This window comes from Rathayibacter sp. AY1A7 (assembly GCF_002930845.1).
Taxonomy (GTDB): Bacteria; Actinomycetota; Actinomycetes; order Actinomycetales; family Microbacteriaceae; genus Rathayibacter.
The window spans coordinates 1-22,200 of sequence record NZ_PSTL01000009.1 but is presented as its reverse complement, the minus strand read 5'-3'; the positions used below and the strand labels follow the sequence as shown (position 1 = coordinate 22,200).

Sequence of the window (22,200 nt, the reverse complement as noted above, 5' to 3'; positions counted from 1 at the left end):
GGCGGGACTACGGACGCACGAGGGTCTTGATCGCGCGGCGCTCGTCCATGGCGGCGTACGCCTCGGCGATCTCCTCGAGGGGCAGCTCGAGGTCGAAGACCAGACCGGGCTCGATCGCGCCGCTGAGCACGTCGGGCAGCAGCTCGGCCATGTAGCCGCGGACCGGCGCGACTCCGCCGTTGACGCCCACGTTCGAGCCGAACATCTGGCGGACGGGCAGCTCGGGGCCTCCGTTGGGGACGCCGACGTAGCCGACCATGCCGCCGGGGCGGGCGGAGTCGAGGGCCTGCTGCATCGACTCCTTGGTGCCGACGCACTCGAGCACGCAGTCGGCGCCGATCCCGCCGGTCAGCTCGCGGACGCGCGCGACGCCCTCGTCGCCGCGGGTCTCGACGATGTGGGTCGCCCCGAAGCGGCGGGCGAGGTTCTGCCGCGACTCGTGCCGCGACATCGCGATGATCGTGGTCGCGCCGAGGCGCTTGGCCGCCAGGACGGCGCAGAGGCCGACCGCGCCGTCGCCGACGACCGCGACGGTCGAGCCCGCGGTGACGCCGGCCGAGACCGCGGCGTGGTGGCCGGTCCCCATCACGTCGGCGAGGGTGAGCAGGCTGGGGATGAGCGCCGGGTCCGGGTCGATGCCCACGCGGAAGAGCGTGCCGTCGGCGAGGGGCACGCGCACCTTCTCTCCCTGGGCGCCGTCCGCGAAGCCCTCCCCGCGGACCTCGGCGCCCCACCAGCCGCCGGTGAGGCACGAGGTGGAGACGCCGTTCGCGCAGTTCGCGCAGGTGCCGTCGCAGACGTAGAACGGGGCGATCACGAAGTCGCCGACCGCGACGTCGTGCACGTCGTCGCCGATCTCCTCGACGACGCCGACGAACTCGTGGCCGATGCGGTGCGCCTCCTTGGTGGGCGTGACGCCGCGGTAGGGCCAGAGGTCCGAGCCGCAGACGCAGGCCGCGGTGACGCGGACGATCGCGTCGCGCCCCGTCGAGAGCTGCGGGTCGGGGACCTCCTCGAGTCGGATGTCGCGCTCGCCGTGGATGAGTGTTGCTCGCATGGGTGCTCCTGGTCGGGAGGGGGATGGGGTCGGCGTCCACGGTACGCCCGCGACCGGCCGCGGGCGCCGGAGAGGCGGGGGCTTGCACGAACGCGCGCCGACGCGGCCCAGGTGGAGAGCCGAGGCGCGGCCGGGGGCGGTCCGGCGCCGGGCGGGAGGCGTCCTGCCGGAACGGAGGGGCCCCGCAGCAGCCCTGCGCCGCGTCACGGCTGCGCCTCCGCCCAGCCGTCGCGCCCGATCACGACGTGCGCGAGGAACCGCAGGCCGCACGCCTCTGCCCCGTCGGCGATCGCCCGCGTCGCCGCACGGTCGGAGGGGAGCACCACGGCCTCGCCCGCGTGGCTGTGCGCCAGGCCGATGCCCGCCGCGCCGCGCGCCAGCACCTCGGCGAGCACGGCGGCGACGGGGATCTCGGCGTGCGCCGGGGCTCCGTCGGCCAGCGTCAGGACGTCGCGGACGGCTCCGGATTCGGCGAGCGCCACCGCCAGCACGGTCTCGACCGGCCGGGCGGCCAGCAGCGGAGCGACGAGCCCGGCCAGGCCGGCGGCGTCTGAGACGCGGGCGGCGCGCGAGGCGCGGTTCATCCTCCGCCGCAGCTCGAAGGAGGCGACCAGGCGGCAGGCGGCGACCTCGCCGACTCCGCGGTGCCGCATCAGATCACCCACCCCGGCCCGGGCGACGGCGTCGATGCCGCCGAAGCGCGCGAGGAGGCGCTGCGCGACGACGGTCGCGTTGGCGCCGCGGACGCCGGCCCCGATGAGCACGGCGAGGGTCTCGGCGTCGGTGAGCGCCTCCGGTCCGTAGGCGCGGAGGCGCTCCCTCGGCCGCTCCTCGGGAGGGAGGTCGGCCATGCGGGGGCCGGGCGTTTCGAAGGACATGCCGCCGACGATACGGAGCCCGCCGGACGCGCCGCCCGCGGATCCCGCCACTGTGGACGAGTACCGCCCGCGAGCGCCCTGTGGAGGGACCTCCCGTCACCGCCGGCGCGCTCCTTCCCGTCCCCCTAGACGTCGGCGTCGACCGCGACCACCGCGACCTCTGCGGACTCGCGACAGGGGTCGAGCACCCCGGTCAGTCCGACGCGGGCATCCCGGCCGTCACCGACAGGCTCTCGCCGTCCGGCGCCACGTCCACCAGCACCACGTCCCCGTCGCGCACCGTGCCGCCGAGCAGCGCCGTGGCCAGCTGGTCGTCGATCGCCCGCTGCATCAGCCGGCGCAGCGGCCGCGCGCCGTACTGCGGGTCGTAACCGCGCTCGGCCAGCCACCCGCGGGCCGCGGGCGTCACCGCCAGGTCGAGCCGTCGCTCCGAGAGCCTCCTCGACAGCCGGTCGACGTACAGCGACACGATCTCGCCGAGCTCGGTGCGGTCGAGCGCGTCGAAGATCACGATGTCGTCGAGCCGGTTCACGAACTCGGGCTTGAAGGCCTGGCGCACCATCTGCTGGACCGCCTCCTCCTTCTGCGGCCGTGACAGCGCCGGGTCCACGAGGAACTGCGACCCCAGGTTGGAGGTGAGGATGAGGATCGTGTTGCGGAAGTCGACCGTCCGCCCCTGGCCGTCGGTGAGCCGGCCGTCGTCGAGCACCTGGAGCAGGACGTCGAACACCTCGGGGTGCGCCTTCTCGATCTCGTCGAGGAGCACCACCGAGTACGGGCGGCGGCGGACCGCCTCCGTGAGCTGGCCGCCCTGCTCGTAGCCGATGTAGCCGGGAGGGGCGCCGACCAGCCGCGAGACGGCGAACTTCTCGCCGTACTCCGACATATCGATGCGGACCATCGCCTTCTCGTCGTCGAAGAGGTGGTCGGCGAGCGCCTTCGCCAGCTCGGTCTTGCCGACGCCGGTCGGCCCGAGGAAGAGGAAGGAGCCGGTCGGCCGGTCGGGGTCGGAGATGCCCGCGCGGGTGCGGCGCACCGCGTCCGCGACGGCCGACACCGCCTCGTCCTGGCCGATCAGTCGGCGGTGCAGCTCGGTCTCGAGGTGCAGCAGCTTCTCGGTCTCGCCCTGCAGGAGGCGCCCGACGGGGATCCCCGTCCAGGCGGCGATCACCGCGGCGATGTCGTCGGCCGTCACCTGCTCGTTCACCATGCGGCCCTCGGCCGGCTCCTCCTCCGCCTCGGCGGCCGCGAGCTCGCGCTCGATCACCGGGATGTCACCGTAGAGCAGCTTCGACGCGCGCTCGAGCTTCCCCTCGCGCTGCGCGCGCTCGGCGGCGATCCGCAGGGCGTCGAGCCGGTTCTTGAGCTCGCCGACGCGGTTGAGGGAGGCGCGCTCGCGCTCCCAGCGCTCCTGCAGCTCCTCGAGCTGGGCGCCGCGGCGGGCCAGGTCCTCGCGCAGCTTCTCCAGCCGTGCCTTCGAGGCCTCGTCCTTCTCCTTCTTCAGCGCCAGCTCCTCGAGCCTCAGCCGGTCCACGGAGCGGCGCAGCTCGTCGATCTCGACGGGAGCGGAGTCGATCTCCATGCGCAGCCGCGACGCGGCCTCGTCGATCAGGTCGATCGCCTTGTCCGGCAGCTGGCGGGAGGTGATGTAGCGGTTCGAGAGCGACGCGGCGGCGACCAGGGCGGAGTCGGCGATCGCCACCTTGTGGTGCGCCTCGTAGCGCTCCTTCAGCCCGCGGAGGATCGCCACGGTGTCCTCGACGGTCGGCTCGCCGACGAAGACCTGCTGGAAGCGGCGCTCGAGAGCGGCGTCCTTCTCGATGTACTGGCGGTACTCATCGAGCGTCGTCGCGCCGATCATCCGCAGCTCGCCGCGCGCCAGCATGGGCTTGAGCATGTTCGCGGCCGCCACCGATCCCTCGCCGCCGCCCGCGCCCATCAGCGTGTGCAGCTCGTCGATGAAGGTGATGATCCGGCCGTCGGACTCCTCGATCTCCTGGAGCACGGCCTTCAGCCGCTCCTCGAACTCGCCGCGGTACTTCGCTCCGGCGATCAGGGCCGAGAGGTCGAGGCTGACGAGCTGCTTGCCCTTGAGGCTCTCGGCGACGTCGCCCGCGACGATCCGCTGGGCGAGCCCCTCGACGACGGCGGTCTTGCCGACGCCGGGCTCGCCGATGAGGACGGGGTTGTTCTTGGTGCGGCGCGTGAGCACCTGGCTGACGCGCCGGATCTCGGCGTCCCTCCCGATGACCGGGTCGAGCTTGCCGCTCGCCGCGATGGCGGTCAGGTTGACGCCGTACTGCTCGAGTGCGGACTTCTCGTCCTGCTGGGGCATCCGACCGGCCTGCATGATGGTGGTCTCCTCCGTGGCTCGAAAGTTGAGTTCGACGGACTCAACTTTACTCCCGCGACGGCTCCGGCGGTCAGGCCGTCAGAAGATCGCTGTCGCGGCCCTGGAGCGTCTCGAGCGCGTTCCGGAGGATCGAGCGCAGCCGGAACTCGTCGATCCCGGTCAGCGCCGAGATCTCGGCCTGCGAGAAGCCGCCGGCCGCAGCCAGCAGCAGGAGCTCGCGGTCCGGGCAGTCGAGGGCGAGAAGGCCGCTGCCGAGCGGACGCCGGGCGAGCTCGTGCGCGGACCCGAGGGTCTCGCAGAGGACCTCGAGCACCCAGAGCACGGGCTCCGGCGAGCGGGCGCCCTCGCGGGAGCGGCGCCACACGGCGGTGAAGACGTCGGTGCAGAGCCGGTCGCGGCCGGCCGGGTCGGCCTGGACCGTGCCGACGCACGCCGAGACGAGGCCGCCGAAGCGGTCGACGAGCTCTCCCAGAGCGGAGGCGTCCCCCGTGGCGGAGCGGGCCAGCAGACGGGCGGCGTCCTGCGTCAGCGGCGGACGCACCCGTCCTCCGGTCACGTCCTCGCCTCCAGCACTCACAGGCCTCAGCGTGTCACCGACTCCGGGACGGCGGGACCAGTTGCGCGGAAGGGGGGTGACAGGTATGGAGCGGATCCGCCACCCGGCATCACAGGCGCGGCCAGCGCGCGCGGGCGAAGCAGAAGAGCCCGTAGGCGATGAGCCCGACGGCGACGAAGCCGAGGAGGAACACGCCCGCCGGCAGCTCCACGAGCGACTTCAGCGCCTCGTCGAGCCCGCCCGCCTGCTCCGGATCATGGGTGACGGCGGCGACGATCAGCAGCACGCCGAGAGCGCCGAGGACCACGCCCTTGGCGACGTAGCCGGCGACGCCGAGCACGGTGACGACGGTGCCCGCCGTACCGCCCGGCTCCGCGACGTTCTCGAGGAACTTCCTGCTCGCTCCGCGGTACACGAAGACGCCGCCGACCGCGAGGACGGCCAGTCCCGCGATCACGAGCAGCACGACTCCGCCCGGCGCCGAGAGCACCTGCGCGCTCGCGCTCTCGGACGACTCGGACGAGCTCGACCCGCCGCCCGTCGCGAACTTCAGCGCCGTCACGCCGAGGGCGCCGTAGACGACGGCCTTGCCCGCCTCCTTCAGCCGGCTGCCCCAGGTCTTCAGGGCGCTCTCGCGCGGGCGGACGAGGAACGCCTCGAGCAGCCCCCAGAGCGCCAGGCCGAAGAGGCCGACCGTGCAGATCCAGAGGATCACCAGACCGCCGGGCTGCGCCGCGAGGGCGCCGAGAGCACCGCTCTGGTCGGCCTCGCCTCCGCCGCCGCGGGCCACGCCGAGGGCGATCACTCCGATCAGGAGGTGGACGAGGCCGTTCGCCGCGAAGCCGCCGCGGGCGAGGGTCCGCACCGCCCGCGAGTCCTGGATGTCATCGGCGGTGCGCTGGGCGTCGGCGGTGCTCGGAGTGTTCACAGGGTGGACGCTACGCGTTTCCACACCCCCGCGCCCGGCGCTCCGCCGTTCGGAGGTGCTCCCGGAGCCGGTTCTCCACACCTTTCCACAGGGTTGTCCACAGCTGTGGAATCGCTGGAGGGACGAGTGGATCACACGTCGACGGCGCGGACGAGTCCGTCCTGCACGCCGCCCAGCCAGTCGTAGACGCTGCGGATCGCGGCCGCGCTCCCCTCCTCCGGGACGACGTCGTCGGTGTCGTCGATGCCGAGCCGCACGGCCAGAGCGAGCCGCATGTCGGTCAGTGCGCGGAGCCAGGCGATCGCCTGCGGCTCCTCGAGACGGACCGCGACCTCGCCCAGCCCCTCGAAGATCCGGCCGTGACTCGTGCCGTCGCCGGCGTCGAGGGCCGCCGTGACGGCGCGGGCGTCGTCCATCTTGCGGGCGGCGAGGTCCGGAGCGGTGAAGCGGCGGAACTCGTCGGCCGCCTCGGCGTCGTCGCGGTAGGCGTCGGGCAGGAGGCGCGCGAGCGCCGGATCCGAGCGGGCCTCCTCCGAGGACGCCCCGCGATCGAGCAGCTCGAGCATCTCGCCGGCCAGATGGCGGAGGATCCCGGCCTCCTCGCGGTCGAAACGGGCGACGGCCGCTCCGGAGGAGTCGCGGCGGAACGCGCGCATCAGCCGAGTCCTCGGATGCCGCGAGCGGGGTGCTCTCCGGTCTCCGCGGCGGTAGGGCGCAGCGGGGCGCTCACGCGTCGGCCTTCTGCAGCGTCGCCCACAGGCCGTAGCCGTGCATCGCCTCCACGTGCCGCTCCATCTCCTCGCGGTTGCCGGTCGCGACGACCGCGCGCCCCTCGGTGTGCACCTGCAGCATCAGCCGCTCCGCCTCGGCCCGGCCGAAGCCGAAGTAGCTGCGGAAGACGTACGAGACGTACGACATCAGGTTGACCGGATCGTCCCAGACCAGCACGATCCACGGGACCTCGGCCGCCGAGCGGGTCGCCAGGCGCTCGTCCGCGCGCTCGATCGTGTCCGCCATCCCTCCAGCGTAGGCCGCGGCGCGGGCGGACGCCCGGGCGTGCGGCCCGGAGCGCGCCGCCCGCAGCCCGCGAGTGCCCAGGAGTCGTCGCACTCGGCGCGGGGGCACGAGGACGGGGACCGCGAGAAGCCAGGAGTCGTCGCTGATTCGGCTGCAGCAGCGGCGCCCGCTACGCCGACAGGCGCGGCAGGACCTCCCGGGCGAAGAAGTCGAGGTGGTCGAGGTCCTGCAGGTCCATGAACTGCAGGTAGACGCGCTCGCAGCCGGCCTCGCGGAGGGACTCGAGGCGGTCGACCGCCTCGTCGACGCCGCCGGCCACTCCGTGCTCGCGCAGCTCGGCGGGCTCGCGGCCGATCGCCGCGGCACGGCGCGTGAACTCCGCCTCGTCGCCTCCGCCGACCGCGATCAGCGCGACCGAGTGCACGAGCGACGAGGGCTCGCGCCCGATCGCCCGGCACGCCTCGTCGACGCGCTCGAAGGCCCCCGGGATCGCGTCGAACTCGGGGAAGGGCAGGTTGAACTCGCTCGCGAACCGCGCCGCGAGCGCCGGGGTCCGCTTGGGGCCGCCGCCACCGACGATCACCGGCAGCGGCAGGCGGGCGGGCTTGGGCAGGGCCGGGGAGTCGGTCAGCGTGTAGTGCTCGCCGGCGAAGGAGTAGCGCTCGCCGACCGGCGTCGACCACAGGCCGGTCACGATCTCGAGCTGCTCCTCGAGGAGGTCGAAGCGGCGCGGAGGGAAGGGGATGCCGTACGCGGCGTGCTCCTGCTCGAACCAGCCGGTGCCGAGGCCGAGCTCGGCACGGCCCCCGGACATCGCGTCGACCTGGGCGACCTGGATCGCGAGGATCCCCGGCGGCCGGTAGGTGACGGAGGAGACGAGGGTGCCGAGCGCGATCCGCTCGGTCTCGCGGGCGAGGCCGGCGAGCGTCGTCCACGCGTCGGACGGGCCAACACCGGGGTCGCCGTCTCCCATCCGGAGGTAGTGGTCGGAGCGGAAGAAGCCGTCGTAGCCGAGGCTCTCGGCGGCCTGCGCGACGGCGAGGAGGTCCTCGTAGCTCGCGCCCTGCTGGGGTTCGGTGAAGACTCTGAACTGCACGGGTCCAGCCTCCCGCACCGGGGCCGGATCATGCCAGCCCGGCTCCCCCGGCCGGGGCCGCCGACGGGCCCCCGTGTACCGTGGACGGTTGCCGCCGACGAGAGGACCCCATGTCCGAGCACCCGTCCTCCCCGGACACCGCCCCCGCCACCGCGGGCACGACCGCCCCTCCGCACAGCCTCGCGCGGTGGGTCTTCTGGCCCGCCGCCGTCCTGACGCTGTCGATCGCGGCCTTCGCGATCCTCGCGCCCGACGCCGCGACCTCCGTGTTCTCGACGCTGCAGACCACCGTCGTCAACACGTTCAGCTGGTACTACGTGCTGATCGCCGCGGTCTTCGTGGCCTTCGCCATCTGGATGGGCGTGAGCCGCTTCGGCGACATCAAGCTCGGCGCCGACGACGACGAGCCCGAGTTCTCGATGCTCGCCTGGATCTCGCTCCTCTTCGCCGCCGGCATGGGCATCGGCCTCGTCTTCTACGGCGTCGCGGAGCCGCTCACCCACTTCGCCACTCCGCGCCCGGGCGTCACCGGCACCGAGACGCAGCTCGCGCAGAGCGCGATCTCGCAGACCTACCTGCACTGGGGCGTCCACGCCTGGTCCATCTACGTGGTGGTCGGCCTCGCCCTCGCGTACGCGATCCACCGCCGCAAGCGGCCGGTGTCGATCCGCTGGGCGCTGGAGCCGCTGCTGGGCCGCCGGGTCCGCGGCGGCTGGGGCAACGCGATCGACGTGGTCGCCCTGGTCGGCACCATGTTCGGAGTCGCGACCTCGCTCGGCCTGGGCGTCACCCAGATCTCAGCGGGACTGGAGGCGAGCGGCATCGTGGAGTCGTCGCTCACCGTGCAGATCGTGGTCATCGCCGTGGTCACGGGCCTGACCGTCTTCTCGCTGATCTCGGGCGTGGGCAAGGGCATGAAGTGGCTCTCGACCGGCAACCTGCTGCTCGCCGCCGCGCTCCTCGTCTTCGCGCTCGTCGCCGGCCCGACCCAGTTCCTCCTCCGCGAGTTCGTGCAGTCGCTCGGCAACTACCTGCAGAACTTCATCGGCCTGACCTTCACGGTCAGCGCCTACGCCGGGCGCGAGGGCGAGCAGTGGCAGGCCTCGTGGACCACGTTCTACTGGGGCTGGTGGATGTCGTGGGCGCCGTTCGTCGGCATCTTCATCGCCCGCGTCTCGAAGGGCCGGACGGTCCGCGAGTTCGTCGGCGGCGTGCTGCTCGTGCCGACGATCATGACCTTCCTCTGGTTCAGCGTCCTCGGCGGCACGGCCATCTACCGGGAGCTCTACGGCGACGGCGGCCTCGTCGGCGCCGACGGCTCGGTCGACACCAACCTGGCGCTCTTCTCGATGCTGCAGGGACTGCCCGCGGGCTCGGTGCTGACGATCGGCGCGATCCTCCTGATCGGCGTCTTCTTCGTGACCTCCGCCGACTCCGGAGCGCTCGTGATGTCGATGATCGCGACCGGCGGCGAGCCGGAGCCGCGCAACCGCATCCGCGTGTTCTTCGCCGTCGCGACCGCGCTGCTCGCCCTGTCGCTCCTGATCGCCGGCGGCCTCGACGCCCTGCAGACCGCGGCGATCCTCTCGGCCCTGCCGTTCAGCGCCGTGATGATCCTGATGTGCGTCGCGACGGTGATCGCCTTCCGACGCGAGATCCGCGCGTACGACAAGGCCCGCCGCAAGGCGTTCGTCGGCGACATCGGCACGTTCTACGGCCTCGAGGTCGAGGATCCGGCGGAGCGCGAGCCCGCCCACCCGATCAAGCGCCTCGCGAGCCGCCTGAAGCCGGGGTCGAAGGAGTAATCGGCTCGGAGGAGAAGCCAGATCGGAGGAGGCCGGGCGCCGCTGGGGCGCCCGGCCGGTCGATCAGCTGGGCGACGGGATGAAGGGGTGCTCCGGCGGGTCCTGGTCGTCGCCGAGGCGGGCGTCGGCGCCCTGGTCGAGCGCCTCGTCGATCGACTCGGGGTCGTCGATCTCGGCCGGGTCCTCCGGCGAGACCGGCAGGGAGTCGCCGTCGGGGCGGGTGGTGTCGGTGACGTCCTCGGGGGCGTCGAAGCCGAAGCTGCTCATGGTTCCCTCTCCGCGGTGCGCCCGGGAGGCGGCGCCGCTGCGGGCAGCCTAGGTCGCGCCCCCGGAGGCGGTCACGGACTTGACGGGGCACCCGAGGGGCCCCGCGGGATCGGCCTGCTCCGGAGGAGTATCCGCCCCGGCAGCCGTCAGTGCACGTACTCGAGCAGGTCGGCTCCGAGGGTGCGCATGCCCTCCAGCACCGCGAGGCGGTAGTGCAGGGTCGTGTCGTCGAACTGCGTGGCGACCGCGTAGGCGACTCCGGCACGCGGGCCGCGGAGGACTCCCGCCTCGGCGCGGACGCCGACGTCGGTGCCGGTCGCGTTGACGAGCAGGACCCCGTGGTCGGGGTGGCGGTGCGCGAGCGGGTCGAGCCCGAACGAGGCGGCGACCATCGAGAGGTCGGTGCCGAGCGAGAGCCAGCCGATCACCCGCGAGCTCACGGCGGCGTCGACGATCTCGCCGTTCGCGAGGGTGGCGAGCAGCCAGGTCAGCTCGCGGGCGGAGCCGATCGAGAGCTGCGGCGCGTCGTCCGGGCCGCGCTCGTCGCGCACGACGTCGAGCAGGGCGGTGCGGGAGAGGCCGAGCGCCTCCGCCCGCTCGCGCACGGCGTCGAGGCCGACGCGGCGCAGCAGGACGTTGGTCGCGAGGTTGTCGCTCGAGGCACCGACGAGGGCGGCGAGGTCGGCGATCGGCATCGACGGCACCTGGAGGTGCTGCCAGAGCCCGGAACCCGAGACCGCGTCCGCCGCGGTCCGGTCGACCAGGCGCAGGTTCTCCTGCGGCTCGTTCGCCAGCCGGGCGGCGACCTCGATCAGCAGCACGACGGTGCCGAGGGAGGCGGTGGGCATCGAGACGGAGTCGTCGACCGCGAACAGGGTGCGGCCGGTCGCCAGGTCGACGGCGCGCGCCGAGACGACGACCCCGTCGATCGCGAGACGGCCGAGGGCGTCGAAGCCGCGCTGGAAGTTCTCGCGGTCGCCGCCGCCCTTGTGGCGCCCCCGGCGGTTGCGTCGGCTCTCACGGCGGGTCTCGCTGGTGGGGATCACCACGGGTACGGCCCCTCTACGGGTCGGGAGTGCGGTCGTGCGGAGGGGGGACCTGAGTCCTCACGCGCCGGCAGGACGCGCGATCGGCGGACGACCCCGCGGCATCGGTCGGCTCTCGATGCCCGGGGCTCCTCGTCCGTGGTGCGGAGGTGGTCGGCGGCGACTACCAGATGGTGACGCGCTCGCTCGGGGAGAGCCAGAGGGCGTCGCCTTCGGAGACGTCAAAAGTAGCGTAGAACTCGTCGATGTTCCGGACGATCTGGTTGCAGCGGAACTCGGCCGGAGCGTGCGGATCGATGGCGAGGAGGCGGATCGTCTCCTCGTCGCGGGACTTCTGCTGCCAGGCCTGCGCCCAGGAGAGGAAGAAGCGCTCGGCGCCTGTCAGGTCGTCCACGACGGGCGGCTCCTCGCCGTCCAGCGAGAGCAGGTACGCCTTCCAGGCGATGCCGAGACCGCCGAGGTCGCCGATGTTCTCGCCGATGGTCAGGGCGCCGTTCACGTGGTGCCCGGGCGTGGTCGCGGGAGCGAGCGCGTCGTACTGCGCGATGAGCGCCTTCGTCCGCTCCTCGAACGCGGCCCGGTCCTCCTCGGTCCACCAGTCGGTGAGGCGGCCGTCGCCGTCGAAGCGCGAGCCCTGGTCGTCGAAGCCGTGGCCGATCTCGTGGCCGATGACGGCGCCGATCGCTCCGTAGTTCGCGGCGGGGTCGCGGGCCTCGTCGAAGAAGGGGAACTGCAGGATCGCGGCCGGGAAGACGATCTCGTTGAAGCCCGGGTTGTAGTACGCGTTGATCGTCTGCGGGGTCATGAACCACTCGTCGCGGTCGAGCGGGCGGCCGATCTTGCCGAGCTCGCGGGCGAACTCGAACTCGGCCACGCGGCGGGCGTTGCCGAGCAGGTCGGCCGGGTCGATCGAGAGGGCGGAGTAGTCGCGCCAGCGCACCGGGTAGCCGATCTTGGGCGTGAACTTCGCGAGCTTCTCGAGCGCGCGCTCGCGGGTGGCGGGACTCATCCACTCCAGGTCGACGATGGAGCGGCGGTACGCCTCGATGAGGTTCGCGACCAGCACGTCCATCGCGGCCTTCGCCGTCTCGGGGAAGTGGCGGGCGACGTAGGTGCGGCCGACCGCCTCGCCGAGCGACCCCTCGACGAGCGAGACGGCGCGCTTCCAGCGCTCCCGCTTCTGCGGGGTGCCGGTGAGGGTGCGGCCGTAGAAGTCGAAGTTGGCGTCGACGAAGCCGCTGGACAGGTAGGCCGCGGCTCCGCGGATCACCTGCCAGGACAGCCAGTCGCGCCAGGCCGGGAGCCGGTCCTCGGTGAGCAGGCCCGCGAGACCCTGGAGGAAGCTCGGCTGGCGGACGACCACCTCGGCGAGCGCCCCCTCCGGAGCGCCCATCGCGGTGAGCCAGACGCCGAGGTCGACGCCCGCGGCGAGCTCCTCGACCTCGGACCAGGAGCGGAGGTTGTAGGTCGCCTGGCTGTCGCGGCTGCGGACCTTGTCCCAGTGCGCGGCGGCCAGGTCGGTCTCGAGGGCGACGATGCGCTCGGCGCGGGCCTCGGCGGCGTCGATGCCGGCCAGCGCCAGCATCCGCGCGACGAACGGCGTGTAGGCCTCGCGGACGGAGGCGAACTCCTCCTCGCGGTAGTAGCTCTCGTCCGGCAGGCCGAGGCCGCCCTGGTTGACGAAGACGAGGTAGCGCTCGGGGCTGCCCGGGTCGTTGTCGACGAAGAGGCCGAAGAGCCCGGGGACGCCGGTGCGCTCGAAGGCGCCGACCGCGCGGAGCAGGCCGGGGATCGAGTCGACCCGCTGCACGGCGGCGAGGTCGTCGGCGATCGGGGCGGCGCCGAGCTCCTCGGCCCGCTCCTCGTCCATGAAGGAGGCGTAGAGGTCGCCGAACAGTCGCTCCTCGGTGCCGTGCTGCGCGGTCTGCGCCTCGACGATGATGTCGCGCACGGCCTTCTCCGCCTCCTCCTGGAGGACGTGGAAGGAGCCGTAGCGCGCCTTGTCGGCGGGGATCTCGGTGCGGTCGATCCAGAGCCCGTTGACGTGCCGGTAGAGGTCGTCCTGCGGGCGCGTCGCGGGGTCGAGTTCGGAGCGGTCGATACCGGAGCGAGGCGTCGTCGAGGTCATGGCGGACAGCCTACGTCGGGGCGCCGACACGGTGGCGCGAGGTGCGGCGGGTCGAGCGCGGAGCCGCGGAGGGCGGGCGCGGAGCCGCGGACGGGAGTGCCCGGCGCGGAGCCGCGGACGGGAGTGCCCGGCGCGGAGCCGCGGGAGGGCCGGGCGCGCCACCGTCCGGCTCGCGGGGGCGGACTGCTCCTGCGAGCCGGACGGTGGCCGACGGGGACGCCGGAGCGTCAGCGCCCGAGCTGCTCCTCGACGTACGCGCGGATCGGCGTGGTCGGCCGCCCGATCAGGCGGGCGAGCGAGCCGTCGGTCCCGCCGAGGAGGCCGTCGGCGATGTTCGCGTCGAGGCCGACGACGAAGCCGACTCCGCCCTCGGGGACGCCGGCGCCGGTGAGGACGCGGGCGTGCTCGTCGGAGGAGACGTGGCTGATCGCGGCGTCGCGTCCGGCGACCTCGGCGACGATCGCGGCCAGCTCGTCGAAGCTCCAGGCGGTGTCGCCGGAGAGCTCGTGCACGGTGCCGACCAGGGACGGGTCGGTCAGGGCGACCGCTGCGGCCTCGGCGTAGTCGGTGCGCGCGGCGCTGGCGACGCGGCCCTCGCCGGCGCTCGAGAGGGTGCTGCCGGTGGAGGCGAGCTCGGCGACGGTCTGCTGGTAGTTCTCGTTGTACCAGCCGTTGCGGAGGATGACAGCGGGGACGCCGCTGGCGGCGATCGCCTCCTCCGTGGCCTTGTGCTCGGGGGCGAGGATGAGCGCGCTCGTGGTCGCCTTCGGGGCGCTCGTGTAGACCAGGCGCGCGCCGGCGCGGACGGCGGCGTCGATCGCGGCGGTGTGCTGTGCGACGCGCCTGCCGACCTCGGAGCCCGAGACGAGGAGGACGGCCTCGGCGCCGGAGAAGGCGGCGTCGAGCGAGGCGGGGTCGTCGAAGTCCGCGACGGCGGTGCGGACGCCGAGGTCGGCGGCGAGCGCCTCGAGCTTCGCGGCGTCGCGGCCGGTGGCGACGATGTCGGAGGCGGCGGTGCCGCGGGCGAGCAGGTGCTCGACGGCGAGACGGCCGAGGTGGCCGGTGGCTCCGGTGACGACGAGGGTCATGAGGGGTCCTTCCTGACGGGTGGGGCGGGCGGGGTCCGCCGCCAGGAGGGTGCAACCGGCGCATCCTCCTCCTGCTTCCCGGAATGCAGTACCCACTATTTCGTTAGTACTGTCATCACCCCTGTCCCGAGGAGCACCCATGACGATCGCCGACTCCCCCCTGCTCGCCGGGGACGTCTACTCCGCCGACTGCCCGAGCCGCGAGGTCTTCGGCCACGTCACCAGCAAGTGGGGCGTCCTGGTGCTCGCGGCGCTCGCTCCGGGCACGCTGCGCTGGGGCGCTCTGCGGCGCCGGATCGGCGGGATCAGCGAGAAGATGCTCGCCCAGACGTTGCGGATCCTGGAGGAGGACGGCTTCGTGCACCGCGAGGCGCGGCCGGTCGTCCCGCCGCACGTCGAGTACCGGCTGACGCCGCTGGGAGCGGAGCTGGCGGATCGGCTGCTGCCGGTCGTCGAGTGGATCGCGGGGAACGTCGGGGCGGTCCTGGAGGCGCGCTCGGAGGGCCGCAGGGAGGGAAGGTGAGCCTCACCTTCTTGTGAGAACGTTCACGTCCCGTTCAGGGAGGAGCCTCCACCCGGCGGCATCGGCGCCCCCTCCCCCTGCTTGCCTCGATCGCGTCTCCTGCTCGTGATCGAAGGACCTCCATGTCAGACACCGCCCGCCGCCCGCTCCTCCTCCCGATGGCCGGCCACGTGCGCGGCAAGCGAAGCCCCGTCACCTGCGCGCTGAAGTGCGCCAACGCCTGCTCCACCGCGACCTGCAACACGTCGCACAACAGCTACTTCCGCGACATCGTCTCGTCGCAGCTCTCCCGCCGCAGCGCCCTCGGCCTCGGCCTGGCCGGCGCGGTCACCGTCGCCGTCGCCTCCGCCGGAGGAGCGCCCACCGCCGAGGCGGCCGTGGCGACCGCGGCCGACGGCTCGCCGCTCGCCTTCACTCCGATCGCTCCGGTGCCGTACACGGTCGACCGGTTCACCGTCCCCGAGGGCTTCGCCTGGCAGCCGATCATCCGCTGGGGCGACCCGCTCTTCGCCGACAGCCCCGCCTTCGACATCGCCGACCAGACGGAGGCCGCCCAGGCCGCGCAGTTCGGCTACAACAACGACTACACCGACATCGTCGAGATCCCGGGCTCGAAGCGCCTCCGCGCCCTGCTCGTCGTGAACCACGAGTACACGAACGAGAGCATCATGTTCCCGGCCGCGCAGCTCGAGGCGGAGCCGGAGCGCGTGCGCGCCGTCGGCCGCGCCGCCCACGGCCTCAGCGTCGTCGAGCTGGTCCGCACCGCGGTCGACCGCCCGTGGGCCTACGTCCGCGGGGGCGAGCGCAACCGCCGCTACCTGATCGACACCCCCTACGAGGTGACCGGCGCCGCCGCCGGCACCGACCTGCTGAAGACGGTCGCCGACCCCGAGGGCCGCACCGTGCTCGGCACGCTCGGCAACTGCTCCGGGGGCACGACGCCGTGGGGCACGATCCTCTCGGGCGAGGAGAACTTCAACGGCTACTTCCGCGCCGTCGGCACGAGCGACGCCGAGAAGCGCTACGGCCTCGCCGACTCCGAGACCTCGCGCCTCTGGGAGCTCGACGACCCCCGCTTCGACGCCCGCACCCCGGGCTACGAGAACGAGCCGAACCGCTTCGGCTGGATCGTGGAGTTCGACCCCTTCGACCCCGACTCCACGCCGAAGAAGCACACGGCGCTCGGCCGGCTCAAGCACGAGGGCGCGAACGTCATCATCGCCCCGGACGGCCGCGTGGTCGCGTACCAGGGGGACGACGAGCGCTTCGACTACCTCTACAAGTTCGTCTCGACGAAGCGCTACATCGAGGGCGACCGCGCCCACAACAAGACCCTGCTGGAGGAGGGCGACCTCTACGTCGCCCGCTTCACCGGCGACTCCCCCGTCGCCGAGATCACCGGCACCGGGGCGGTCCCCTCGGACGGCGGCTTCGACGGCATCGGCGAGTGGCTGCCCCTGGTGCTGAACGGCGCCTCGACGATCGCCGGGATGAGCGTCGCCGAGGTGCTCGTGCACACCCGCCAGGCGGCGGACGCCGCGGGCGCGACCAAGATGGACCGCTGCGAGGACGTGCAGCCCAGCCTGGTCAGCGGCCGGATCTACGTGGCCTGCACCAACAACTCCGCCCGCGGCACCGAGGGCGCCAAGGAGGGCGCGACCGAGGTCAACCCGCGCACCGAGAACCGCGACGGCCACATCGTCGAGATCATCGAGGACGGCGGCGACCAGACCGGCCGCACCTTCACCTGGAACCTGCTGATGCTCTGCGGCGACCAGGCGCAGGGCGACGTCGTCTACTTCTCCGGCTTCCCGGCGGACCAGGTCTCACCGATCTCGTGCCCGGACAACCTGGCCTTCGACTCGGTCGGGAACCTCTGGATCTCGACCGACGGCGCCCCGAGCGGCATCGGCTACAACGACGGGCTCTTCAAGGTCGCGCTCGAGGGCGCGACGCGCGGCGGAGTGGAGCAGTTCCTCTCGGTGCCCCGCGACGCCGAGACCTGCGGACCGATCGTCCACGACCTCGACCAACACGTGTTCGTGGCGGTGCAGCACCCGGGCGAGGAGGGCACCTTCGAGGCGCCGACCTCGTTCTTCCCGGACTACGGATCCACGGCGGCGGGGGCGGCGGCGGCACCGCGTCCGACCATCGTGCAGATCCTGCCGGCCTCGCAGGTGGTGGCGCCGACTCCGACGCCGACCGCCGGGCCGACCACGGCACCGACGACCCCGCCGACCACCGCGCCCACGGCGACTCCCACCACGGCGCCGACCGCCGGGCCGACCGCGGCGCCCACCGCGGCTCCGTCCCCGGTGCCCACGACCGCGCCGACCGGCACGCCCACCCCGCTGCCCGTCGGCGGCTCGGGCGGCGGGCTGGCCTCGACCGGAGTCGAGAGCGTCGGCCTGATCGCGGGCGCCACCGCACTCCTGGCCGCTGGCGCCACCGCGCTCGGCCTCGGAGCGCGCCGCCGCGCGGCCGCCGAGGGCGAGGACGACCCGCAGGCGTGAGGCCGGACAGGGCCCGGGACCGATCAGAGGATCGGGGCCCGGGCCCTGTCGCGCTCGGGGACCCGCCGCTCAGGCCCCCGGGACCGATCGCAGGATCGGGGCGCGGGCCCTGTCGCGCTCGGGGACCCGCCGCTCAGGCCCCCGGGACCGGCGGGCCGGTGCGCCAGCGGAGGATCGCCGCGGCGTCGGCGTCGTGCGGCAGCGTCACCACGTCGGCCCCCTCCGGAGCGGTGCGGGAGTCGGTGACGAGCACGCGCGCGTCCGTGAGCACGGCGGCGCGGGCCAGCGCGAGGGCGGCGTCGACGGAGTCGATCACCTCGGCGCCCAGCGCCTCCTCCGGGGCCGACGCGACCCACGGCTCCGCGGCGAGCGCCAGCAGAGCGCGCTCGCGCAGCCGGCCGGGGTCGAGCACCAGCGTCTCGACCTGCGCCGAGGCCAGCGCCGTGACGATCGCGCCGAGCGAGTACTCGACGATGCGGCGCGGCTCCCCGGTGCGCAGGGCGTCGAGCACGTCCTCCTTCTCGCGCAGCAGGATCCGGTCGAGCTGCTCGTCGACGAACCGCTCCAGCGCCCCCTCCTCGCTGCCGGCGGCCCGCGTGTTCACGGGCTCGACGGCCAGGATCGCGGCGCTGCTCGGCGAGAGCTGCTGCGCGAGCAGCTGCCGGGCGTGGATGTCCCTTGCGACGACCAGCAGGCGCGGCCGGTGCACGCGCACGAGCTCGTCCACCGCGGCGGCGAGCTCGGCCTGCGTGTGCCGCCAGATCTCCTCCGCGTGGTGGTGGAACCGGTCGTGCCGCCAGCCGCCGGCCTGCGCCTTGTGGAGGGTGTCGGTGCGGCCCTGCACGGCCTGCTCGGCCTCGGGTCGCTGCGCGCCCAGGCGGTGCAGGCGGATCTCGCCGCCGTCCCGCGAGGTCTCGACGACGAGGACGCGCAGGTCGGGCCGGTGCTGCAGCAGCGGCACGATGTCGGGGAGCGGGCTGTAGGAGACGCCCTCGGGCGCGACCGGCCGACCCGGCAGCACCTCGTTCAGCACGACCCTCCCGTCCACGGCGACCGCGAAGAGGCAGCAGCCGCCCTGGGGGCGCCCGGCCCCCTCGAGCAGAGCGGTGAGGGCCTCGATGTCTGCCTGGGGGGCGCCCTGGCGGGCGAGCTCGTCTCCGAGGGACGTGGCGCGCTCGAGCGAGATGTCCGGCGGATCCCCGGAGTCGACCGCGAGGTCGACGTAGAGCTGCGACACGGGCCGGGAGTCGCGGAGGAGCTCGGCCAGGGTCGGGAGAGCGGGGGGTGGTGGTCACCATCGGGTCGTCCTTTCCTGTCGTGTCCCGACAGTGTCGGACGGCAGGAGCGGGAGGAGGGACGGGGTTGACTGCTCGCGCGCGCCTCAGAGCAGGCGGCGGGCGGAGGCCCAGGCGGTGAGCTCGTAGCGGGAGGAGAGCTGCAGCTTGCGGAGGACGGCGGAGACGTGGGACTCGACCGTCTTGACCGAGATGAAGAGCTCGGCGGCCGCCTCCTTGTAGGCGTAGCCGCGGGCGATCAGGCGCATCACCTCGCGCTCGCGGGCCGAGAGCCGGTCGAGCTCGTCCCCCGACTCCGCCTGCTCGCCCGCCAGCGCCCCGAAGGCGTCGAGCACGAAGCCGGCCAGGCGCGGCGAGAACACGGCGTCCCCGCCCGCCACCGCGAGCACGGCCCGGCTCACCTCGGCTCCGGAGCTGGCCTTGGTGATGTAGCCGCGGGCGCCGGCGCGGATCACGCCGACCACGTCCTCCGCGGCGTCCGAGACGCTCAGCGCCAGGAAGCGCGATGACGACCCGGCGCTGCGCCGCAGCACCTCGGCCCCGCCTCCGCCCGCACCGCCCGGCAGGTGCACGTCGAGCAGCACCACCTCGGGCGCGAGCGAGGCGACCAGGCCGACGGCGGAGTCGACGTCGGCCGCCTCCCCGACGACCTCGAGCTCGGGGGCGAGGTCGGCCCGAAGGCCGGAGCGGAAGATGGAGTGGTCGTCGACCAGCAGCACGCGGGTCACCGCTCGACCTCCGCGGGGAGCCGCAGATGCACCTCGGTGCCGGTGCCGCCGACCCCGGGACGCACGGTCGCGCTGCCGCCCGCGCGCGCCATCCGGCCGATGATCGACTCGCGGATGCCGAGGCGGTCGCCGGGCACCTCGTCGAGGACGACGCCGGGGCCGCGGTCGCGCACGAACACGTCGACGCCCTGCACGGAGGACTCGAGGTACACCGAGACGTCGCCGCCCGCGTGCCGGGCCGCGTTCAGCACGGCCTCGCGGGTCGCGGCGAGGAGCGCGGCGGCGCCGGGGACGGACGCTCCGACGGCCACCACCTCGAGGTGCACGGGGTAGTCGAGCTCGACGGCGGCGGCGATCGCCCGGACCTCGGCGGCCAGGTCGTTGGCGACCGGGACGTCGCGCTCGAACAGCCAGTCGCGCAGCTCCCGCTCCTGGGCGCGGGCGATGCGGGCGACCTCGCTCGAGGCTCCGGCGCGGTTCTGGATGAGCGCGAGGGTCTGCAGCACGGAGTCGTGCAGGTGCGCGGCGATCTCGGCCCGCTGCTCCTCGCGCACGCGGGCGGCGCGCTCGCCCATCAGCTCGGACCAGAGGGTCACCACCCGGGGCGCGGCCAGCACGCCGGCGGCGATCAGCAGCACGCCCACGGCGAGCACCGCGTTGAGGGCGCTCGGGCGGCCGGTGAGCACGGCCGCTCCGGCGAGCACCAGCAGCGCGCAGGAGGCGAGGCGCACCGCGGAGCCGTACCGGGCGGGGCGGACGGCGTCGCCGCGGTCGAGCCCGAGGCTCCAGCCGACGGCTCCTCCCGCGAGCAGGCCGACGGCGACGAGCGCGCGCGTGATGTCGGCGTCGTCGCCGCTGTCGACGGTGATCAGCACGGCGAGCGCCGCGACGGCGGCGGCGAGGGTCAGCAGGCCGGCCACGGGAGCGGAGCGGCGGACGGCCGGATCCGCGTCGCGCGAGTCGAGCGGCGCGAGGGGCACCAGCGCCCAGAGCCAGAGGTAGAGGAGCGCGCCGCCCCCGCCGAGCGCGGTCGCGAGAACGGCGAGGAGGCGGGTCCTCCGCACGCTCCAGCCGAGGTGGTCGGCGACCGCGGTGCACACTCCACCGAGCAGCATCGTCCGCGGCCGCTGCAGCGGGGGGCGGACGGCGGTGCCGGGGACTGTGCTCACCCCTGCATCCAAACAGGTCGGCCGCACGATCGGGGGTGCTCTCGGGGTCGGATCAGGGGTTCCCCCGATGGTTCGGGCCGTGGAGCGCACGGGAGACTCGCAGCATGACAGGACAGAGCACGACCCCGCCGGGCTCCGCGGAGCCGGACAGCACGGAGGCGGCAGGCACAGCGACGACGCCGATCGGGACGGATCCCGGAGCGGCCGGCCCGGACAGCACCGGCCCCGAGAGCCCCGGCCCGGGAGCCCCCGGCCCCGCCGATCCGCCCCCCGCGCCCGAGAACCGCTTCGTGCTCTGGCTGCGCGGCCTCGACCTGCCCCGCCGTCCCGGCTGGATCGGCGGCGTCTGCGCGGGGATCGCCGACCGGCTCGGCATCGACCCGCTGATCGTGCGCGGGATCGTGCTCGTCGTCGCGGTGCTGGGCGGGCCCGCGCTCCTCCTCTACGCCGCGGCCTGGCTGCTGCTGCCCGACCAGGACGGCGCCCTGCCGGTGGAGCGGCTGCTCCGCGGCTCGCTCGACCGGGTGCACGCCGGGATCGGCGTCCTCGTGCTCGCCTCGATGCTGCCGGTGGCGCAGGGCTTCTGGTCGCTCGGCGGCGCGTACACCGGGGCGATGCCCTGGGCGCCCGCGACCGGGCGGACGCTGTGGTCGCTCGTGGTGCTCGGGCTGATCGTGGCCTTCGTGGTCTGGATCGTGCGGCGGAGCCGGCGATCGGACGACGCGGCCGCTCACCCGGCCCAGGGCTCCCCGTCCGCACACCCCTCCGCGACGCTCCCCTACCCCGCGCCCTCCGCTCCTGCCTACCCCGCACCCGACCCCGGGCTGCAGGACGAGCGCCCCTCGTCCCCCGAGGCCGTCGCCGAGTGGCGCGAGCGCCAGGAGGCCTGGCGGGCCGAGCGGGAGGCCTTCCGCGCCCGGCAGAGCGCGTCGGCCCGCGAGACGGCCCGCGCCCGGGCGGAGGAGGCGCGAGTCGCCGCCGCCGCCGTCACCGCCGCGCGCCTGGAGCGCCAGCGCCTCCGACGCGCCGCGAACCCCCGGCTGCGGGCGAGCCTCACGCTGCTCGCCCTGGGCGCCGCCGCACTGACCGGCGCACTGGTCTCGCTCACCGCCTCCGGGCCGACGGCCCTCGTCGTCGGAGCCGCCTCGGCCGCGCTCGTGCTCGCCGTGGTGATCGTGCTCGCCGGCCTGTTCCGGAGGCGCGCGATCGCGCTGGTCGCCCTCGCGACGGTCGCGCTGGTCACGGCCGCCTGCGCCGCCGTGCTGCCGACCGACCGCGAGCTGCTCCCCGTGCTGGGCACCTACGGCTTCTCGAGCGCCGCTCCCGGCCGCTACGCGACGCTCGCGGCGAGCGACCTGCGCGTCACGGTCGCACCCGGCTACGAGACCTCCGGCGAGCCGCTGGACCTGTGGATCGGCTACGGGCACGTGTCCGTCGCCACGATGGCGGGAACGGCGGTCCGCCTCGAGGCGACCACGGAGGACACCGAGCTCCTCGTGCTGGACGCCGACGGAGGCGCGATCGACGCGCCCCGCGAGGTCCGCACCGCCGACGGCCGTCAGCTGTGGACGCAGACCTTCGGCGATCCCGAGGCCGAGCCGTTCGTGGTCCGCATCGCCCAGGAGGGCGGGTCGATCCGCGTCCAGGACTCCACACCGGGCGCCGACTCCGGCACCACTGCGCCGGACGCCGACGCCGTCGCCGCGACCTCGGTCGGCCGGCGGCTCGGCCTCCCGCCGCGGCTGCTCACCCT

General features: G+C 74.1%; 18 protein-coding genes and 1 pseudogene. 4 read left to right on the top strand and 15 right to left on the bottom strand.

What is annotated here, in order from left to right:
• Positions 1 to 7: 7 nt before the first annotated feature.
• From C5B95_RS08920 to C5B95_RS08885, 8 genes are all read right to left on the bottom strand, one after another.
• Positions 8 to 1,057 carry a zinc-dependent alcohol dehydrogenase family protein gene (locus tag C5B95_RS08920; RefSeq protein WP_104348975.1) on the bottom strand — a complete coding sequence of 350 codons (1,050 nt, stop codon included), beginning with the start codon at positions 1,055 to 1,057 and terminating at the stop codon, positions 8 to 10.
• A gap of 203 nt (positions 1,058 to 1,260) precedes the next feature.
• Entirely contained in the window at positions 1,261 to 1,935 is a 675-nt protein-coding gene (locus C5B95_RS08915; RefSeq protein WP_146076551.1) for a RadC family protein, read from the bottom strand.
• Between the two features lie 193 nt (positions 1,936 to 2,128).
• Entirely contained in the window at positions 2,129 to 4,270 is a 2,142-nt protein-coding gene (locus tag C5B95_RS08910; RefSeq protein WP_374952925.1) for an ATP-dependent Clp protease ATP-binding subunit, read from the bottom strand.
• An 88-nt stretch (positions 4,271 to 4,358) separates the two neighbouring features.
• Positions 4,359 to 4,844, bottom strand: coding sequence for an RNA polymerase sigma factor (locus C5B95_RS08905; RefSeq protein ID WP_146076550.1), 486 nt, complete (start codon positions 4,842 to 4,844; stop codon positions 4,359 to 4,361).
• Between the two features lie 109 nt (positions 4,845 to 4,953).
• Positions 4,954 to 5,772, bottom strand: coding sequence for a DUF1206 domain-containing protein (locus C5B95_RS08900; RefSeq protein WP_104266595.1), 819 nt, complete (start codon positions 5,770 to 5,772; stop codon positions 4,954 to 4,956).
• Between the two features lie 131 nt (positions 5,773 to 5,903).
• Entirely contained in the window at positions 5,904 to 6,428 is a 525-nt protein-coding gene (locus tag C5B95_RS08895) for a DUF2017 domain-containing protein (RefSeq protein WP_104225742.1), read from the bottom strand.
• A 70-nt stretch (positions 6,429 to 6,498) separates the two neighbouring features.
• A complete protein-coding gene (gene clpS / locus C5B95_RS08890; RefSeq protein WP_104222829.1) occupies positions 6,499 to 6,789 on the bottom strand; it encodes an ATP-dependent Clp protease adapter ClpS in 291 nt (96 codons plus the stop codon).
• Positions 6,790 to 6,958: 169 nt separating this feature from the next.
• Positions 6,959 to 7,885 carry an LLM class F420-dependent oxidoreductase gene (locus C5B95_RS08885; protein WP_104222830.1) on the bottom strand — a complete coding sequence of 309 codons (927 nt, stop codon included), beginning with the start codon at positions 7,883 to 7,885 and terminating at the stop codon, positions 6,959 to 6,961.
• 110 nt (positions 7,886 to 7,995) lie between these two features.
• Here C5B95_RS08885 and C5B95_RS08880 point away from each other — a divergent pair, with 110 nt between their 5' ends.
• Positions 7,996 to 9,690: a BCCT family transporter gene (locus tag C5B95_RS08880; protein ID WP_104348972.1), complete on the top strand. Its 1,695-nt coding sequence runs from the start codon at positions 7,996 to 7,998 to the stop codon at positions 9,688 to 9,690.
• Positions 9,691 to 9,753: 63 nt separating this feature from the next.
• Here the strand turns inward: C5B95_RS08880 and C5B95_RS08875 are convergent, their stop codons facing one another.
• The 4 genes from C5B95_RS08875 to C5B95_RS08860 all read right to left on the bottom strand — a co-directional run bounded on the left by C5B95_RS08875 (position 9,754) and on the right by C5B95_RS08860 (position 14,219).
• Entirely contained in the window at positions 9,754 to 9,957 is a 204-nt protein-coding gene (locus tag C5B95_RS08875) for a hypothetical protein (RefSeq protein ID WP_104348971.1), read from the bottom strand.
• A 146-nt stretch (positions 9,958 to 10,103) separates the two neighbouring features.
• Positions 10,104 to 11,006 (bottom strand): serine hydrolase, encoded by a 903-nt coding sequence (locus C5B95_RS08870; protein ID WP_104222833.1) that lies wholly within the window; start codon positions 11,004 to 11,006, stop codon positions 10,104 to 10,106.
• Positions 11,007 to 11,166: 160 nt separating this feature from the next.
• Positions 11,167 to 13,131, bottom strand: coding sequence for a M13 family metallopeptidase (locus C5B95_RS08865; protein WP_104327637.1), 1,965 nt, complete (start codon positions 13,129 to 13,131; stop codon positions 11,167 to 11,169).
• A 227-nt stretch (positions 13,132 to 13,358) separates the two neighbouring features.
• Positions 13,359 to 14,219 (bottom strand): NmrA family NAD(P)-binding protein, encoded by an 861-nt coding sequence (locus C5B95_RS08860; protein ID WP_104348970.1) that lies wholly within the window; start codon positions 14,217 to 14,219, stop codon positions 13,359 to 13,361.
• 139 nt (positions 14,220 to 14,358) lie between these two features.
• Between C5B95_RS08860 and C5B95_RS08855 the strand changes: the two genes are divergently transcribed.
• Together C5B95_RS08855 and C5B95_RS08850 are read left to right on the top strand one after the other, a co-directional pair.
• Positions 14,359 to 14,742, top strand: a complete 384-nt coding sequence (locus C5B95_RS08855) for a helix-turn-helix domain-containing protein (RefSeq protein ID WP_160033071.1) — start codon at positions 14,359 to 14,361, stop codon at positions 14,740 to 14,742.
• A 122-nt stretch (positions 14,743 to 14,864) separates the two neighbouring features.
• Positions 14,865 to 16,904, top strand: a pseudogene (locus tag C5B95_RS08850) (PhoX family phosphatase); the annotation flags it as partial.
• Between the two features lie 484 nt (positions 16,905 to 17,388).
• On the opposite strand, the gene C5B95_RS08845 reads toward C5B95_RS08850, so the two are convergent.
• The 3 genes from C5B95_RS08845 to C5B95_RS08835 all read right to left on the bottom strand — a co-directional run bounded on the left by C5B95_RS08845 (position 17,389) and on the right by C5B95_RS08835 (position 20,447).
• Positions 17,389 to 18,492: a Vms1/Ankzf1 family peptidyl-tRNA hydrolase gene (locus tag C5B95_RS08845; protein ID WP_104348968.1), complete on the bottom strand. Its 1,104-nt coding sequence runs from the start codon at positions 18,490 to 18,492 to the stop codon at positions 17,389 to 17,391.
• Between the two features lie 144 nt (positions 18,493 to 18,636).
• Positions 18,637 to 19,278: a response regulator transcription factor gene (locus tag C5B95_RS08840; protein WP_104222839.1), complete on the bottom strand. Its 642-nt coding sequence runs from the start codon at positions 19,276 to 19,278 to the stop codon at positions 18,637 to 18,639.
• Complete coding sequence (locus tag C5B95_RS08835; RefSeq protein WP_104348967.1) at positions 19,275 to 20,447, bottom strand: sensor histidine kinase; 1,173 nt, start codon at positions 20,445 to 20,447, stop codon at positions 19,275 to 19,277. The genes C5B95_RS08840 and C5B95_RS08835 overlap by 4 nt, the downstream gene beginning before the upstream one ends.
• A 104-nt stretch (positions 20,448 to 20,551) precedes the next feature.
• On the opposite strand from C5B95_RS08835, the gene C5B95_RS08830 reads away from it, so the two are divergent.
• Positions 20,552 to 22,200, top strand: a 1,649-nt coding sequence (locus C5B95_RS08830) for a PspC domain-containing protein (protein ID WP_104348966.1), incomplete at its 3' end; no start/stop codon positions are given.